16 protein-coding genes are annotated in these 16,311 nt (G+C 55.8%); 5 read left to right on the plus strand and 11 right to left on the minus strand.

The window, feature by feature from the left end:
• Nucleotides 1–76 precede the first annotated feature (76 nt).
• Together ACH518_RS17195 and ACH518_RS17200 are read left to right on the plus strand one after the other, a co-directional pair.
• Nucleotides 77–589 (plus strand): hypothetical protein, encoded by a 513-nt coding sequence (locus tag ACH518_RS17195; RefSeq protein ID WP_445370967.1) that lies wholly within the window; start codon nt 77–79, stop codon nt 587–589.
• A gap of 204 nt (nt 590–793) precedes the next feature.
• Nucleotides 794–1,444, plus strand: a complete 651-nt coding sequence (locus ACH518_RS17200) for a hypothetical protein (protein ID WP_140914169.1) — start codon at nt 794–796, stop codon at nt 1,442–1,444.
• Nucleotides 1,445–1,589: 145 nt separating this feature from the next.
• Here the strand turns inward: ACH518_RS17200 and ACH518_RS17205 are convergent, their stop codons facing one another.
• Nucleotides 1,590–1,913, minus strand: a complete 324-nt coding sequence (locus ACH518_RS17205) for an EthD family reductase (protein WP_445370968.1) — start codon at nt 1,911–1,913, stop codon at nt 1,590–1,592.
• A gap of 361 nt (nt 1,914–2,274) precedes the next feature.
• On the opposite strand from ACH518_RS17205, the gene ACH518_RS17210 reads away from it, so the two are divergent.
• Nucleotides 2,275–2,790, plus strand: a complete 516-nt coding sequence (locus ACH518_RS17210) for a hypothetical protein (RefSeq protein WP_445370969.1) — start codon at nt 2,275–2,277, stop codon at nt 2,788–2,790.
• A gap of 90 nt (nt 2,791–2,880) precedes the next feature.
• Here ACH518_RS17210 and ACH518_RS17215 read toward each other — a convergent pair whose 3' ends face one another.
• The 3 genes from ACH518_RS17215 to ACH518_RS17225 form a co-directional block, all read right to left on the minus strand.
• Nucleotides 2,881–3,240: a hypothetical protein gene (locus ACH518_RS17215; RefSeq protein WP_445370970.1), complete on the minus strand. Its 360-nt coding sequence runs from the start codon at nt 3,238–3,240 to the stop codon at nt 2,881–2,883.
• Between the two features lie 268 nt (nt 3,241–3,508).
• Nucleotides 3,509–3,964, minus strand: coding sequence for a YaiI/YqxD family protein (locus ACH518_RS17220; protein WP_445370971.1), 456 nt, complete (start codon nt 3,962–3,964; stop codon nt 3,509–3,511).
• A 520-nt stretch (nt 3,965–4,484) separates the two neighbouring features.
• Nucleotides 4,485–4,832, minus strand: a complete 348-nt coding sequence (locus ACH518_RS17225) for a type II toxin-antitoxin system MqsA family antitoxin (RefSeq protein WP_445370972.1) — start codon at nt 4,830–4,832, stop codon at nt 4,485–4,487.
• Between the two features lie 553 nt (nt 4,833–5,385).
• Between ACH518_RS17225 and ACH518_RS17230 the strand changes: the two genes are divergently transcribed.
• Nucleotides 5,386–5,565, plus strand: coding sequence for a hypothetical protein (locus ACH518_RS17230; protein WP_445370973.1), 180 nt, complete (start codon nt 5,386–5,388; stop codon nt 5,563–5,565).
• A 454-nt stretch (nt 5,566–6,019) separates the two neighbouring features.
• On the opposite strand, the gene ACH518_RS17235 is transcribed toward ACH518_RS17230, so the two are convergent.
• The 5 genes from ACH518_RS17235 to ACH518_RS17255 form a co-directional block, all read right to left on the minus strand.
• Complete coding sequence (locus ACH518_RS17235) at nt 6,020–6,763, minus strand: hypothetical protein (RefSeq protein WP_445370974.1); 744 nt, start codon at nt 6,761–6,763, stop codon at nt 6,020–6,022.
• Between the two features lie 109 nt (nt 6,764–6,872).
• Entirely contained in the window at nt 6,873–7,556 is a 684-nt protein-coding gene (locus ACH518_RS17240; RefSeq protein WP_445370975.1) for a TSCPD domain-containing protein, read from the minus strand.
• Nucleotides 7,557–7,617: 61 nt separating this feature from the next.
• Complete coding sequence (locus ACH518_RS17245) at nt 7,618–7,866, minus strand: DUF2442 domain-containing protein (protein WP_140914160.1); 249 nt, start codon at nt 7,864–7,866, stop codon at nt 7,618–7,620.
• 3 nt (nt 7,867–7,869) lie between these two features.
• Nucleotides 7,870–8,139 (minus strand): type II toxin-antitoxin system toxin DhiT, encoded by a 270-nt coding sequence (dhiT, locus tag ACH518_RS17250; RefSeq protein WP_445370976.1) that lies wholly within the window; start codon nt 8,137–8,139, stop codon nt 7,870–7,872.
• Between the two features lie 20 nt (nt 8,140–8,159).
• The gene (locus tag ACH518_RS17255) at nt 8,160–10,310 is read right to left on the minus strand and encodes an adenosylcobalamin-dependent ribonucleoside-diphosphate reductase (RefSeq protein ID WP_445370977.1); all 2,151 of its coding nucleotides are present in this window, start codon (nt 10,308–10,310) and stop codon (nt 8,160–8,162) included.
• 404 nt (nt 10,311–10,714) lie between these two features.
• Between ACH518_RS17255 and ACH518_RS17260 the strand changes: the two genes are divergently transcribed.
• Entirely contained in the window at nt 10,715–11,032 is a 318-nt protein-coding gene (locus tag ACH518_RS17260; protein WP_445370978.1) for a hypothetical protein, read from the plus strand.
• A gap of 36 nt (nt 11,033–11,068) precedes the next feature.
• Here the strand turns inward: ACH518_RS17260 and ACH518_RS17265 are convergent, their stop codons facing one another.
• A complete protein-coding gene (locus tag ACH518_RS17265) occupies nt 11,069–15,289 on the minus strand; it encodes a DEAD/DEAH box helicase (RefSeq protein WP_445370979.1) in 4,221 nt (1,406 codons plus the stop codon).
• A 127-nt stretch (nt 15,290–15,416) separates the two neighbouring features.
• Nucleotides 15,417–16,304 carry a succinate--CoA ligase subunit alpha gene (gene sucD, locus ACH518_RS17270; protein WP_445370980.1) on the minus strand — a complete coding sequence of 296 codons (888 nt, stop codon included), beginning with the start codon at nt 16,302–16,304 and terminating at the stop codon, nt 15,417–15,419.
• Nucleotides 16,305–16,311 lie beyond the last annotated feature (7 nt).

Here is a 16,311-nt window from a genome sequence, read left to right on the forward strand (position 1 = left end):
TATGCCGCTTCTCGCAGCTTGGGTTAAGCGCGATTTTAGGGCAGACTGTGTCATCCTTTGATACCGAATGACGCCGATGCCTGTATTCATAGCCTGCAGCCTGATCCTGACCACCCTGATCGAAACCCATAACCCGGTTTTGCCCTTGCTGAATCTGGAAGCCGTTTGGATGTCCGCAGCCGCAATCGCGGCGATATTCTTGCTGGCGGGCGGCCTGAAACGCCTCAGCAGTGCGGCCTGGCAAGACGGTTTTGCCTGCGCCAGCCTATGGGCTTGGTACGGCTACTGGAAACCGCTGTTCAGCGAAGGTTCGCCGCAATTCAGCGTGTTTCCGGTCTATTTCGCTCTGCTCGCCGCCTGGATGCTGTTCGGGTTTATCAACCGCAGCCCGCGCTTCGATTGGGAGTCCCAGGAAACCTTCCGCTACTTCGAGACCTACCTGTCCCGCGTCACGCCGGGTTTGATTGCCGCGCTGGTGCTGGTTTGCCTGACGCTGCCGGAACATTATCTGTCGTTTCCGCTGGCGATGACCTTCTTCATCATCCGGAGTGCGTTCCAGCGTTGTATCGAAATCATAGACCGCCTTTGACCGGCCGCGCCGGAACCCGGCTTATGCGCCGTTCACCGTTCAACGCCAGTCATCCTTATCCGCCGTAAGGTATCCGTTTATACTAAGCATACGCCGCCAAAAACCCTAATGCCGGGTAAGGCCAACCTGGTATGGTACTCCACCGAAACGGCGGAGAGCGGGACACTTAATATTACAAAGAATCAGACTTTGGAGGGTACAACCATGCTGGTGGACGAAGGCGAGAAAATTAAGGCTCTAGTCAGAGAATTCTTTAAAAAAGGCCATAAATCCAGTAATAAGCTATACGACGTGGATCTTGCTGGCTCTGCCATTTTGGCGACTATGAGCGCCAAAGGCATGACCCGATGGCTGGAAGCCGACGAGTCTGACAAACACAGGCTTAACGGCGTCGCGTCGCACTTAGACTTGGCCGAGAAATTGGTGAAGATGACGATCGCCGACCGCTCGGGCAACTGCGGAGAAATGGCGGCATTGAGCGCTTACTACGCTAAGAAAATCTACAATATCAAGCGCGATTTACTCTACATCGGCATCGTTTACGGCAAAGGCGACCACGCTTTTTGCCTGGTTTCGCAGGAAGCGATCCCGGATACGGCGCGCAAATATGCATCGACGGCCGATTTCACCAGCCGCAAGATCGCCCAATCCTGGCTAATCATCGACCCTTGGCTAAATACCGTTTGTTACGCATCCAACTACCTGACCAAAAGCGGCGAGAAACTCGATAAATGGGCCACAGACGGCAAGCGCGTGTCATGGCATGGCGGGTCTCAAGGCCCAGGTTGGTACGTGCCTAACGGCGAATATAAGACCGAGTTCGGCAAAGCGCCGGTGTTTTTGGACGCTTTCTAGCCGGGCCGCTCTAACGGCGCAATAAAGCTAACCGCAGAGCGCGAATGCTCGGACTCCGCGACTTAGCTCGGCGAGCGGCAGTAACGCCATCGGCCAATCGCCTCTCCGGCGAGCCTTCCCGATCCGGTCAGATCAAGCTGCCGAATTACGCAGAAATCAACACGTCGTTGAGCTGAATCACCGGTTCTATATCGGTGTAATTCGGCATATCACCCTGTAATTCGGCGGCATGCGGCATGAAAGCCGCCAAAAAATCTTCCACCGATTCGAACAGAAAATGACACATCGCGACATAAACCGGCTCGCTACCCGGCACCGCGCCGCTAAGCCCCCGCTCGACCGATACTCCGCGATACCCTGGGTGCGCGCTGAGGCGTGCTATCGACAGCGGCATGTGGGAATCCAGGTAATAAGCAAAATCGAAGCGGGCACCCGCCCGGTTAGGATACAGAATACTGATTTTTTTCATCTCCACCTACTGGTTGCAACCGAAATCAAACGCTATAAAAACAGTCCCTCTCCAGCGTCGGCATAGCCAACACCGGAACCGGGCGGCTTAACCCTCGCCGGCAGGCCGGGCCAGCAAGCAGTCCAGTTTGGCGAAGGTTTTCACGTCGCGCGCATTTGCGACGGATGCTTTTTAAATGCCGGTCCGCGAGCCGGCGTTAAATTTGACTGCGCGGTAGCGACACCATAAACCCAGGCATTTCAATCACAACATGCACCGGATTACACGATCGACGCGCTGCGCTTCGTTCCGCAGCTAAGGCCCTGCAGCGAATTCGCCGGCCGCGCTATAATCCGCCGAAAACAGCCAGCAGGAGAAAATCATGGCGGAATCCGGCCCTAACGCCACCATCATTGCTACCGTAATCACCGTGATCGGCTCGGTCGCGGTCGCGGCGATCAGCAATTGGGATAAAATTTCCCCCAAACCGCAGGTCTCTCCGCCAACAGCAACGGCAGTCACGCCTGAGCCGACCGCCAATGCATCCCATCATCTCAGCAGCAACACCCAAGTTGCCCTGCCGGTGCCGGTCATCGATATCAGCGGCACTTGGTACAACCCCGCCGCACCGGCCAACGGCTCGCGCATCGTCCAGCAAAATACCGGTTTTCAGTTCAACAGTTGGGGCATGCTGCCGCAAGGCATAGGCTACGAGTCCAAGGGCAGCGGGACAGTCGTCGCCCAGAACATCAGCTACAACTATTTCGCCCAATATCAAAACGGCTGGACTTCGCAGGGCAATTGCAGCGGCACCGTCAGCAGCGACGGCAACCAGATCACCGCGACCTGCAGCGACAACGTGTTGGGAACCTTCGTTTCCACCGGCATCAAGCAGTAAACTCCGACTACAGGCCGCTAAGCACCGGCAGCCGCAGCCTCAAGAAACCTCGCCGATAAATTGAGGCTTAACAGCGGCGCAAACTAGCGCTTAATCGGCGGACATGCCGCAGCAAGGGCATTTCCAATCGGCGTGCGCCGGCGGTTTGGGATGGACGGTATTGCGCAGTTTTTGCGTACCGCCGAAATCGTGAAAGTTGCGGCATACCTTCTCGAACGCCGCTTGTGGCGACACGGCGTAGCTGAACTTGAATTTGGGGTATTTACCGACATGCTGTTTCAACCGCACGTTGAGATCTTCTTCAGCCCGCCCGACATACTTGACGACGAATTTATGCGTGTTTTGATTGATCACTCCCAGGGCATAATTGCCCTCGGAGATTTTGGTAACCAATTCGTCGATCTTAGCCAGGCTCAGATCATAAGCGCCGTACATATCCAGTGAAGCCATAATTTACTCCGGTAAAGCCCTGCGTTAAACGTCGGGCAAAATCGCCCCAATGCCCGATCATACTCCCTATTGCAGAAACATCCGGTTTTATTGGGTACCCGCCGCGATCGGCCGTAACACTTTTCGATTGCGGCCATTATCCAAAGCTGGAGTTGCGGTCGATTGAAGTAGCGCAAAAAGGACAGAAACAGTCTCCCGACGGCATGCGAGAGTAACGTTATTGGCAAAATCGAAGCCGCCCCAGCTAGCACGACCGGAACCGAGCAGCTTATCGCTCGTCGGCAGGCCGAGCCAGCAAGCGGTCCAGTTGGTTGGCAAAGGCTTGCACGTCGCGCGCACTCAACGCCGCCGGGCCGCCGGTATCGACGCCGCTGCTGCGCAAGCCGTCCATGAAGTCACGCATCGCCAAACGTTCGCCGATATTGTGTTCGCTGTAACGCTCGCCGCGCGGATCGATAACGTGGCCACCTTTGGCTATCGCTTGCGCCGCCAGCGGAATGTCACCGGTCACGACCAAATCCCCCGCCACCATACGCTGCACGATCTCGTTATCCGCCACGTCGAAGCCGCCGGCGACGCGCAGCATACGGATATAACGCGACGGCGGGATTGGGATGCTTTGGTTCGCCACCAGCGTGGTCGTCAACTGGCAGCGCTCCGCCGCCCGAAACAGAATGTCTTTGATCGCCTTGGGACAGGCGTCGGCGTCGATCCAGATTTGCATGGTGAGTAGGTGTTTTTTTTATAGTTTTTTGAGGTGTCGCTATCGCGACGATTGATTTACGTCGGGTCTCGGCCCGACAGCCGAGATACTTTCTTTTGCGTCGCCAAAAGAAAGTATCCAAAGAAAAAGCGACCCGGCATTCCGCCCTAATCCTGCGCTTCTCGATTTTGCCGAGGGTTTTCCGAAGGGGCTTCCCAGCCCCTGCGTAAAACGCGATGCATCCATGCATCGCCCCTTCGGGCTAATCTCGTCAAAATCTGCGATGCTCGGGGCGAAATAACGGGACCAACCCCGAACCGGATTCGTAGGTAATCACCGGATTACCGGGCAGCAAATAATGCTCATTGGTTTGCTTCCGGTCACAGCTGGCGCTAAATCAGGCTACACGGCGTCTGCACAACTAATACAGTTTCTGGTTCCCAAACTCCAGTTTGGGAACTTTAGCTTGAAAGCTCCAGCTTTCGTTAATTTAACCAAGAAGCAAGAGCTTCCAAGATCAGGTAACCAAGCCGGAGCTTGGTTACCAGTCAAAACGTCGTACTTGAAATTGCGAGGACTGGCTTAATGGTGAGCTTGCCTGCGCGAGAATCGACGCAGTGATATTTCCCTCGAAATACTCTTCGCCACAGTTATTGCAAACCTTGGCAGGCACATTTTTGAATATTAAAACCGCCTCGCCAGAGTCCAGCGACACATTCGATAAAGCATCAATCATAAAGCCAAACTTGCAAATCGGACATTGCATAGCTTTTACCGGTATAAATAATTTTGGGAACTTTATCTTGAAAGCTCCAGCTTTCGTTAATTTAACCGAGAAGCAAGAGCTTCCAAGATCAGGTAACCAAGCCGGAGCTTTGTTACCAGTCAATGCCCTGGGGCAATCGGCCCGCGACGCGAGCAAGTCTGGTTCCCACGCAGCGCGTGGGAACCAGAAAACCAGTCAAAAAGGGCCACAACGCGGACACACCTTTTCGCGCGAAGCGCATACCAAATCCCCTATGCCGCGCCGAGCACCGGAGGGTTTGGGCGGAATAGCCCGACAGGGGCGCGGCAGGGATGCCGCGCGTTTTCGGAGGGCTAGGACAGCCCTTCCGAAAACCCCGCTCAAACCCTTCGGCGCACAGGATAAAAGCGGCATCGGGGTGTCATTTCTTTTGGATACTTTTCTTTGGACAAGCAAAGAAAAGTATCGCGGTTGCCGGTCCGCGAACCGGCGTTAAATTTGGGCTTCGCGATAGCGAAACAATATTCATGACAAATTTTAATTCGGCGTGGGCACAAAAACCGTGCCCACCCTACGCGGCTGGTTCCCAAACTCCAGTTTGGGAACTTTAGCTTGAAAGCTCCAGCTTTCGTTAATTTAACCAAGAAGCAAGAGCTTCCAAGATCAGGTAACCAAGCCGGAGCTTAGTTACCAGTCAATGCCCTGGGGCAAAACCAGTCAAAAAGGGCCGCAACGCGGCCACACCTTTTCGCGCGAAGCGCATACCAAATCCCCTATGCCGCGCCGAGCACCGGAGGGTTTGGGCGGACAAATCGGCAGGATTGCCGATTTGCATGCGCAGCACCCGCAGGGCGAGGTACATGGATGTACCGAGTGAGCAGCCCGACAGGGGCGCGGCAGGGATGCCGCGCGTTTTCGGAGGGCTAGGACAGCCCTTCCGAAAACCCCGCTCAAACCCTTCGGCGCGCAGGACAAATCGGCAGGATAGCCGATTTGCATGCATCGCACCCGAAGGGCGAGGCACATGGATGTGCCGAGTGAGCTAAGCGGCATCGGGGTGGCCTGCTGACTCGCGCCGTCCAGGCGCTCGCACTTCGTGCGCCGTTGGCGTCCAAATCCGCTCCCGGCGGATTTGTCTTTGGATACTTTCTTTTGGCCAAACAAAAGAAAGTATCGCGGTTGCCGGTCCGCGAACCGGCGTTAAATTAAGCCTCGCGGTAGCGAATCATTGTTGATCCAAACCAGCAATTCGTTGATCCAAAACGGCAATTCCGCGTGGGCACAAAAACCGTGCCCACCCTACCCGGCTCAGCGCATCCTATGCCCCTGAATTACATGGGAATATTTTCAAGAAAATTCCACACTTTAGCTCCTAGTGTCACTATTTTTTCCACTTTTGATGCCGTTTCTGTCATCTTATAGAAGCTATCCCAAAGCTCCTTGAATTTATTCAATTCGGGCTCAGCACATCCGCTCTCTAAAATCGTATCTTTTGATTGAATTAAATCGCCCAAGCCGGAATTGACAGCATCTTTCAACGCTTTTAGACCTGAAAACTTGTATTCTTCTATTGCTTTTTCAATCAAACAAATATGATTCAGAATTAACGAACGAAGTGAATCACTTATAGATGTAACTGCCAATAACTCACGAAGCTCACCGATAATATGTTGAATTTTCAATATGTCTTCGGGGGATAATTCAGCTTCTTCATCCGGCAAAATTTCAGCACAAAACCCCAGCGAAACATAAGTTTCCGGGGTCAGCGTATTTCTTATATGCTGCCAAGAGTTTCCAAGATGGATGATAGAGATAGCGTTCTCAACATTTTGTAATGCTCCCGCGTATAAGTTCTCACTGAAATTTTTTTCCCGCATTTGAGTACTGACCAACTCCAATTCATTGCTGAGCCACCCAAGTCGTTCTGAAACTTTGACTGCAAGCTTAGTAGAACTCTGTTCTTCCAACTCAAACAACTTCTTCCAATTTATAAGAACTTGCTCATTAGCTGGGTAATTATTTACCTTGCTTAAGATGCTATTTAACCGACTCGCAGAATTAATATGTTGTGGCATAGAAATAAAAATGATGGGAAGTTTTGAATCTAAAATCTAGAACTTTTAGATACTAATTACCTATGGGCTTTCCATCCAGGCGGAAGAAGCTATGCTTTTCCGCCTTAAATCACCCACACTTCGACTCCCCACAATTCAAACAAGTCATACACCCATCCATCAACACCATCGCCTTCGTCGAACACTTCACGCATAACACCGCCTTTTCCGGAAACGCCTGGGCATCCGACTCACCATGCGCCGCTTCGAATTCCCGGCGTTTTTCGGCCAGGAACTGTTTTTGGTGGTCGGTCATTTTTTCCGGCTTGATCATGCCGATGTGCTTCATGTGCGATTCGATCGCCGAACCGATTTCCGCCACCAAGGATGGCATGAACACGCCGCCTTTTTTGAAGTAGCCACCGCGCGGGTCGAACACCGCTTTCATTTCTTCCACCAAAAAGGTGGCGTCGCCGCCTTTCCGAAACACCGCCGAGATCACCCGGGTCAAGGCCAGTACCCACTGGAAATGCTCCATGTTTTTGGAGTTGATGAAGATTTCGTAAGGCCGGCGCTCTTCGTGGGCGGTGCCCTGGTTGAGGATCATGTCGTTGATGGTGATGTACAAGGCGTGCTCGGACTGCGGGGTTTTGATTTTGTAAGTCGAGCCCAGCAAGACTTCCGGCCGCTCGACGTTTTCGTGCATCGACTCCAACGAGGGTTTTTCCGCGTCCGCTTGTTGCACCGCTTCCGCGCTGTCTTTGCTCAGCACTTTGTAGCCGACGATTTTTTTGTTGATTTTGTGTAGGGTCATCTCGTTTACCTAAAAAGGTTGTCGACTCGCCGATGTAACGAGCCGTGTATGTTCTTAAAAATCAGGAGGCGTTTGCCCGTTTTACCGAATCGAGGTAGAGCGTATCCGGGCAAATATCCTGCTCGTGCGGCCAGACTACCGTGCCGTCGACCACTGCGGCGCGTTTGAAATACTGCCTGTCGCTCAATTCCTTGAATACGCCGAAATCCAACAAGGGTGTGCAGTCGTAAACGCCCTGGCTACCGTCGGTGAATTCCAGCATTAACGAGTAATCGTCGCCGGCTTGTACCGATTTGACTCTCGGGTTCATGGCTTACCTCAACGGTTCGATTTTATAGGGTTGCTCGCCGGTAACAGCCAATTGCCAATCGGCCATCAGTTCGTCCTTATGCAGTTCGATCCAAGCCTGCAGCAATTTCATTTGGGCTTTGGGGATCTCGCCTTCCAGAACTTCACCCTCGGGAATCGCGACTACGACTTCGTAATCTTGGTATTTGGCATGGATATGCGGCAGTTTGTGCTGCTTGTTATCCAGAAAATACATGTAGACGATGATGCCGTAAAACATTGAAATCGCTGGCATGGCAAATCTCCCAAGACGAATCAAAACTTCCCGTAATACCCTTCCTTCAAGGCATCGAACAAGTTGGCCGCGGTGTGAATTTCGCCGTCGTATTCCACTTCGTCGTTGCCTTTGAATTCCACGACGTGGCCGTCTTCCAGCGTGAATTGGTAGGTGGTATTTTCCAGATCCGATTCCTTGACCAGCACGCCCTGGAACACTTCCGGGTTGAAGCGGAAGGTGGTGCAGCCTTTCAGGCCTTGTTCGTAGGCGTATTCGTAGATCGACTTGAAGTCTTCGTACGGGTAATCGGTCGGCACGTTGGCGGTTTTCGAGATCGACGAGTCGATCCAGCGTTGGGCGGCGGCCTGGATGTCGACGTGTTGTTTCGGGCTGATATCGTCGGCGGCGATGAAATAGTCCGGCAATTTTTGTTTGGGATCGTCGCTGTAGGGCATCGCATCGGGATTGACCAGATGGCGGTAGGCCAGCAGTTCAAACGAGAACACGTCGATCTTTTCCTTGGACTTTTTACCCTCGCGGATCACGTTGCGCGAATAATGGTGGGCAAAGCTGGGCTCGATGCCGTTGCTGGCGTTGTTGGCCAACGACAAGGAAATGGTGCCGGTCGGCGCGATCGAACTGTGGTGGGTAAAGCGGCAACCGACTTCGGCCAGTTCCGTTACCAATTCCGGTTCTTCCTGGGCGACTTTCTGCATGTAGCGACTGTACTTGGCGTGCAAAACCCGGCCCGGCACCTGGTCGCCGAGTTTGTAGCCGTCGGCTTTCATTTCCGGGCGTTTGTGCAGCATTTCGCCGGTGACTTCGAACATCTGTTCCATGATCGGCGCCGGGCCTTTTTCCTTGGCCAGCTCCAGGCCGGTGCGCCAGCCTTCCAAAGCCAGTTCCTTGGTGACTTGCTCGGTAAACGCCAGCGAATCGGCATCGCCGTATTTCATGCCCAGCATGGTGATGGTCGAGCCCAAACCCAAGTAGCCCATGCCGTGGCGGCGCTTACTGGTGATTTCGTCGCGCTGTTTTTCCAGCGGCAAGCCGTTGATTTCCACCACGTTATCCAGCATGCGGGTAAAGATGCGGATGGTCTTGCGGTAGTCGTCCCAATCGAATTTAGCTTCCTTGCCGAACGGTTGGTGGACGAAGCGGGTCAGGTTGATCGAACCGAGCAGGCAGGAGCCGTAAGGCGGCAACGGCTGTTCGCCGCAGGGGTTGGTGGCGCGGATGTGCTCGCAGAACCAGTTATTGTTCATCTCGTTGACCTTGTCGATCAGAATGAAACCCGGTTCGGCGTAATCGTAGGTGGAGGACATGATGATGTCCCACAGGCGGCGGGCCGGCATCACTTTGGTAATGCGGCAGGCCACCAGACCGGCTTCGTTGACCACGTAGCCTTTTTTATTGGGCAGATCGCGCCAGATGATTTTGCTGCTGTCGGTCAAGTCCAGTTGGTCGGCCTTGGCTTCCCGCTCGGTGATCGGGAACGACAGCGGCCACTGGCCGTTGTTTTTGACGGCTTCGACGAATTCGCTGGTAATCAATAGCGACAGGTTGAACTGGCGCAAGCGGCCGTCTTCGCGCTTGGCGCGGATAAAATCGACCACGTCCGGATGGGCAACGTCGAAGGTGGCCATTTGCGCGCCGCGACGGCCGCCGGCGGACGACACCGTGAAGCACATCTTGTCGTAGATATCCATGAACGACAGCGGGCCGGAGGTGTAGGCGCCGGCGCCGGAGACGTAAGCGTCGCGCGGCCGCAGAGTGGAAAACTCGTAGCCGATGCCGCAACCGGCTTTCAGGGTGAGGCCGGCTTCGTGGACTTTGCGCAAAATATCGTCCATCGAGTCTTCGATGATGCCGGATACGGTGCAGTTGATGGTAGAGGTGGCCGGTTTATGCTCCAGCGCGCCGGCGTTGGAAACGATACGGCCGGCCGGAATCACGCCCTTGCGCAAGGCCCACAGGAATTCCTTGTAATGCTTTTCCTGCAAGGCTTTGGTTTTCTCCACACTGGACAAGGCCTTGGCCACCCGCTTGTAGGTATCGTCGATGGTGTCGTCGATGGCGCGGCCGTCCTTGGTCTTCAAACGGTACTTGCTGTCCCAGATGTCCAGCGAAGCGCTTTGCAGCGGAATATCGGTATCGTTTGACGTCACAACATGAAGTTTTGCGGTCATTCGTAGCTTCCCTTGTTATTTTTGAGTTGATTACGGAACGGTGTTGCCGGCTGGGCCGGTACGCCGGAATGTTCGATGCGGCAAGCGGTGCGACATAAATTAGCCCGCTCAATGCATACTGGATATAGTGCTTTGTAAAAATACTAGCACAATATATTGTGTTAACCGCGGATTTTTTTACTAGTGATTCGCTACTTTCGTACTTGTTTTTTTAACTCAACGGCTTAGCGGAAACTGTTAATTCGGCAGGCTACAATTGCCCCCGGTTGGCAGCGGCGGCGGGTTAAGGCGGGGTTAATAAATCCGGCTAAAATGCGGATACCGGTGCAGCATCTCTAACGCGCCGGACAGCCACCCTGCGGCATCAGCGGCGGTGGGACAAACCTATTTTAGAAGAGGCGAACATGAACAACTTTACTAAAGCCGGCCTGCTGGCCGCTATGGCGCTTTGCCAACCCGCCTGGGCCGAGGTCGATATGCCGCGCGTCGACCGCCGCCAGGAAATCCAGGAACAACGTATCGAGCAAGGCATCGAGTCCGGCGAGTTGACCCGGCGCGAAGCCAACCGCCTGGAGCATCAACAGATGCGGATCGAACGCCAGGAAAACGCGGCTCAGGCCGACGGCGTCGTGACGCCGGCAGAGCGGGCCCGGCTGAATCACCAGCAAAACAAGGCCAGCCGCAACATCGCCCGCAAAAAACACAATCTACGCCAACCATGAGCACTCGGAAAATCCGGCTGCGGCCGGATTTTCGTGTTAAGCGTCCCCTTTCATCAAACTCAGCAATTCGTCCGCCGAGACTTTGCCGCTGACGTCGGCGCCGTCCAGCAGGCTATCGGCCAGATCGCGTTTGTGGCTATGCAAGGCGACGATTTTTTCCTCGATGGTCTGCTTGGCAATCATCCGGTAGATCGTCACCGGCCGCTGCTGGCCCATGCGGTGGGCGCGGTCGGAAGCCTGGTCTTCCACGGCCGGGTTCCACCACGGGTCCATGTGGATCACGTAGTCGGCGGCGGTCAGGTTTAACCCCACGCCGCCGGCTTTCAGACTGATCAAAAACAATTCACCGTTGCCGCGCTGAAAGGCATCCACCCGTTGCTGGCGTTCTTTGGCCGGGGTGCTGCCGTCCAGATATTGGTAAGCGATGCCGCGCTGCTCGACGTATTCCTTGATCAATTGCAGATGGTCGACGAACTGGCTGAACACCAGCGCTTTGTGCTTGTTCTCCAGCAATTCATCGACAATATCGCCGAAGGCCGCCAATTTACTGCTGGGCAAAGCCACGCCGGAATTGACCAGGCGGGTATTGCAGCAACTGCGCCGCAGCTTGCTGATTGCGGCCAGAATCTGCAATTGTTTTTGCCCGGCCGGCGTCTCGGCAGTGGCCAAGGCTTCCAGCGTTTGCCGGCGTAGCGCTTCGTAAAACGCCATTTCTTCCGCGCTGAGTTCGACGTAAACCGGTATCTCGGTCCGCGGCGGCAATTCCTGCAACACCTGGGTTTTGGTGCGGCGCAGGATGAAAGGCTGGATCAGTTTCTTCAACCGGTAGCGGGCTTCGGGGCTGGCATCGCGCTCGATCGGCCCGGCGAATTGGCGGTTGAATTGTTCCAGCGAGCCCAACAAGCCGGGGTTGATGAAACGGAACAGGTTCCACAATTCGCCCAAATGGTTTTCCAACGGGGTGCCGGTCATGATCATTTTGAAATCGGCCTGCAAATTCATCGCCCCTTGCGAGCGGCGGGTGGCAATATTTTTGATCCATTGCGCCTCGTCCAGAATCACGGTCCGGAACCGGATCTGGGCCAGTATCTCGGCCACGGTTTCCTGCTGCAGCAAACCGTAACTGCAAATCAGCAGATCGTATGGCCCCAGGCTTTCTATCACACCCTGGCGGTCGCCGCCGGCCAGGATTTGCGGGTTCAAGGTCGGGGCGAAGCGGCGCGCCTCGTTTTCCCAATTCATGCAAACCGACGTCGGCGCGACGATCAGGCTGGGCCCGTCCGGCGCCCGCGCCAACAGCAGGGCCAAGCCCTGCACGGTCTTGCCCAGGCCCATGTCGTCGGCCAGACAGGCACCGACGCCCCAATGCGCCAACCGCGCCAGCCAGCGAAAGCCGGCCACTTGGTAGTCGCGCAGTTCGGCCTGGAAGGTCGACGGCAGTTGCGGCTGGTAGTCGCGCGAGTCTTTCAGCCGTTGCAACTGGTTCTGCCAATGCTGGTCGACCTGAAATCCGGCCTCGTCCTGCCAGTCTTCCAGCGTCAATGCCGCCAACGGATTAAGCCGGACTTTCTTGCCGCTCAGATCCGCGTATGCTTTAAGATCTTCCAGCCGGCGGCGGAATTCTTCGGTCAGTGCAAAAAACTGGCCGTCTTTCAATTTGAGGAAGCGGCCCTGGCGCTCGTCCAACAAACCCAGCAATTGGCGGATTTCGACTACGGTATTGTCGTCGACCCGCAATTCGCCCTGGACGCTGAACCAGTCGTTATCGCGTCTGACTTGCACGCTCAACCCGGTGCCCACCGTCTGTCCGAGCAGCTTGAATTTGACGCCTTCCGGCCACTCCAGAATCGCCACCCCTTCGTTCAACCCCTGCAATTGCAGCAATAATTCCAGGCACTGTTCGACCTGCTCCAACAAATATTCGCCGGCAGCGTCTTGTTCGGCCATGCTCAGCACCGGACAAGCTTGCAACAGGTCGGCTGCGCGCCGCTTTTCCAAGGCTAAATCGCGCACGGCCTGCACCGGGCGGCCGTCCAGCTCGGCCAGCACGCTCTCGCCGCCGTGGCCCGGACGGTAGTAGGCGCCGCCGTCGGCCAAGGGCCGAATCAACACCGCCACCCGCAAGCCTTCACCCAGCGGCAGGAGATGCACCCGCGGCGTACTGTCGGCGGCAACCTGCTCGGCGTTGGCGGAGCTGCCGCCGATATCGGAATGTACGGTCAACACGCCGGAAATCGCCGTCAGGGCCTGCAATACCCGTTCTTGCGCCGATGCCGGCGCTTCGAGGCCGTTTGGGCCAAGGACGCCGTGAATTTTATGGTGCTCGGCGCTGAATTCGATCACCCGCAATCGGGTCGGGGTTTCCTTGCCGACATGAAATTTCTGCTCGTAACCGGGTTGCGGTTCCAGCGTGATCTTGATTTTGCCGCCGCCGTCCAGTTTCTTGACCCGCAACTCGGCATCGCCTTTCAAGACTTCCACTTTGGCGTCCGGCGTATCGGCCCAAAACAATAGCGGGTGGCCGATCAAGGCTTGCGGCATGCCGCTGTCGAAATCGAAGAACGTGGTACCGCCGTACCAGCCGCTATCCCGGTATTCCTTGATGTGGGAGCACAGTTTCAAGTCCTGTTCGGTCAAATAATCGAACTGGTCGGTTTCCTGCGCCAGCCGCTTCAAGGCCACCGCCCGGCCCTTGCTCCAACCACCCTTGGCTTGCAACTTTTGTTCGCGCGGCTCGATCCGCACCCGATGGCCTTGCTCGTCGTAAGCCAACAGCCAGACCAATCGGGTCGGTTTATCCACGGCGGGCGCACTGGTAGTTTTTTTATCGGCCACCGGGAGATTTGCCAGCGCATCCAGCGCCACTTCCCAATCGGCACGACTGGCGAACAGATCTCTCAAAGCCGGACGGCCTTGCAGAAACTCGCTATCCCATTGCTTCGAACGCGGCGGCTCGATGACTTTGAACACGGTTGCCAACTCGGCGGCCGGCCAGCGGTAGCCGTTATCCTGCAGGTGCCGGTATAGTTTCTGGGTCAGCGGATCGACTCGTTGGAAATGGTCGGCTTTGACCCAAAACTTGACCAGCAGCGACATCAGGGGCAATAGCAGCGGCGGCGTGTGTAAGGTCTCCGGTAACCCGCTGTCGCGATAACCGTCGCCGATTTTGTAGGACGGCTCGGGCGCCAGCAATTGGCTGCGCAGCTGCAGTTCGCCTTGCAGGAAGCGGTTGAACAAGACCAGATCGTGGTAAACGCCGATCCAGTAACCGTCGCCCTTGATAGCTTGGTTCAGCAGCGTACCCAGCTTGGCGCGCTGTTTGGCATCATTGTGCTTCAGAATCGCCAATGGATAAAACACGCCGGCCAGACCGTAGAAATAGGCGTTGCGCTGACCGGCCAGCTTGCGCTGCGCCGCCAGCGCGGCATCGTAGAGTTTGACGGCTTCGGCATAGTCGCCGCGCAGAAAAGCCAACGCCGCAGCCAGCGCCTGCAATTCGGGATCGGCTGCGCCGCAGGTCCGAGTCGCCACCGTTTCCCAGTCGCCGCGCAGCAATTGCAACTCCAGACCGATCCGATTCAGAAACCCGAGGCCTTCGCCGTTATCGGCGAACATCAAACTCGCCAGCAATTCGTCGAGTTTCGGATCGGCATAAAGGTACAGCAGCTGATGCATTCCGGCGTAAGCGGCCAAGCCAACCAACAATTGCGGATGGTTTTTGCTGAACCAGGCGCTATCCAGCGGATTCAAAAACCAGGACAGATACAACTCATTGGCCGGCGGCAACTTGCCCAGGTAGCGCTCGCCGCTTTCCAGGCATTCGTCGACCTTGCGATAGTCGCCGCGGTAAAACTGCAACCGCGCCTCGCGGATACAATCCTCGACGCTGCCGTAACGGTAGTAGCCAATACCGGGCGGATTGGCCGCCAACACGGCCGACGCATAGCGTTTGAATTCGCCGGCATCGACCATTTGCCTGGCGATGACTTCCACCAAAGTCCGGCAACAACGGCTACCGCCGGATTTGGCGTTTTCGTCGATCAGCCCCAATTTCAATAGCGGCTTCAGGCGGCTTTTGACGACATCGGACTTCAATGCTTTACCGGCTTCCTTGATGCCCAAGGCGGCCAGACATTTGGCCAGATTGGTCGGCGAACTGTAACCGTAATACAGGGCCAGCAGCTTCATGATGGTCTGCTGGTCGGCGGTCAGCGATTGGTAAGCTTTGAGGCGCTCTACTAAACGTGCGGATTGCATGATGCGACGGAAAACAAAAACTAACGATGGTAACAGCTTGCCGCCGCGGGATGAAGTCGGGATAACGCGCAGGACAAAAAAAAGCCCGCATAGCGGGCTTTCTATCTTAAGTGCCGGACTGCTCGGCCTAGAGCTTGGCCAGCACTCTGGCGACGGTTTCGCCCATCGCGGCCGGCGTCGGCGCGATGGTGACGCCGAGTTCTTGCAACATTTCGACTTTTTCCGCCGCCGATTCGCCGGACGCCGAAATGATCGCGCCGGCATGACCCATGCGCCGGCCTTTGGGTGCAGTCAAACCGGCAATGTAGGCTACCACCGGTTTGCTCATGTTTTCCTTGGCAAACACGCCGGCTTCGACTTCCTGCGGTCCGCCGATCTCGCCGATCATCATGACCACCTTGGTTTCCGGGTCCTGCTCGAAACGCTCGAAAATGTCGCGATGCGAGCTGCCGTTGATCGGGTCGCCGCCGATACCGACCGAGGTCGACACGCCGATGCCCAGCCGCTTCATTTGGTCGGCTGCCTCGTAACCCAAGGTACCGGACCGGCCGACGATGCCGACGTTGCCCGGCATGTAGATGTGGCCCGGCATAATGCCCAGCATCGACTTGCCGGGGCTGATGGTGCCGGCGCAGTTGGGACCGGTCAGCACCATGCGCTTTTCTTTCGGAAACCGGCTCAGGAAGATTTTGACTTTCATCATATCCTGGGTCGGGATGCCGTCGGTGATCGCCACGCAGTATTTAATCCCGGCTTCGGCCGCTTCCATGATCGAATCGGCCGCGTAAGCCGGCGGCACGAAAATGATGCTGGCTTCGGCGCCGGCTTGTTCGACGGCTTCCTTGACGGTATTGAACACCGGCCGGTCCAGATGTTTCTGGCCGCCTTTGCCGGGGGTAATGCCGCCGACCACGTTGGAACCGTAGTTGATCATGTCCTGAGCGTGAAAGGTACCGATCTTGCCGGTAAAGCCCTGGACGATGATACGAGTGGATTTATCGATAAAAATTGCCATGTTGTTT

The sequence above is a fragment of the Methylomonas sp. HW2-6 genome, from assembly GCF_052474525.1.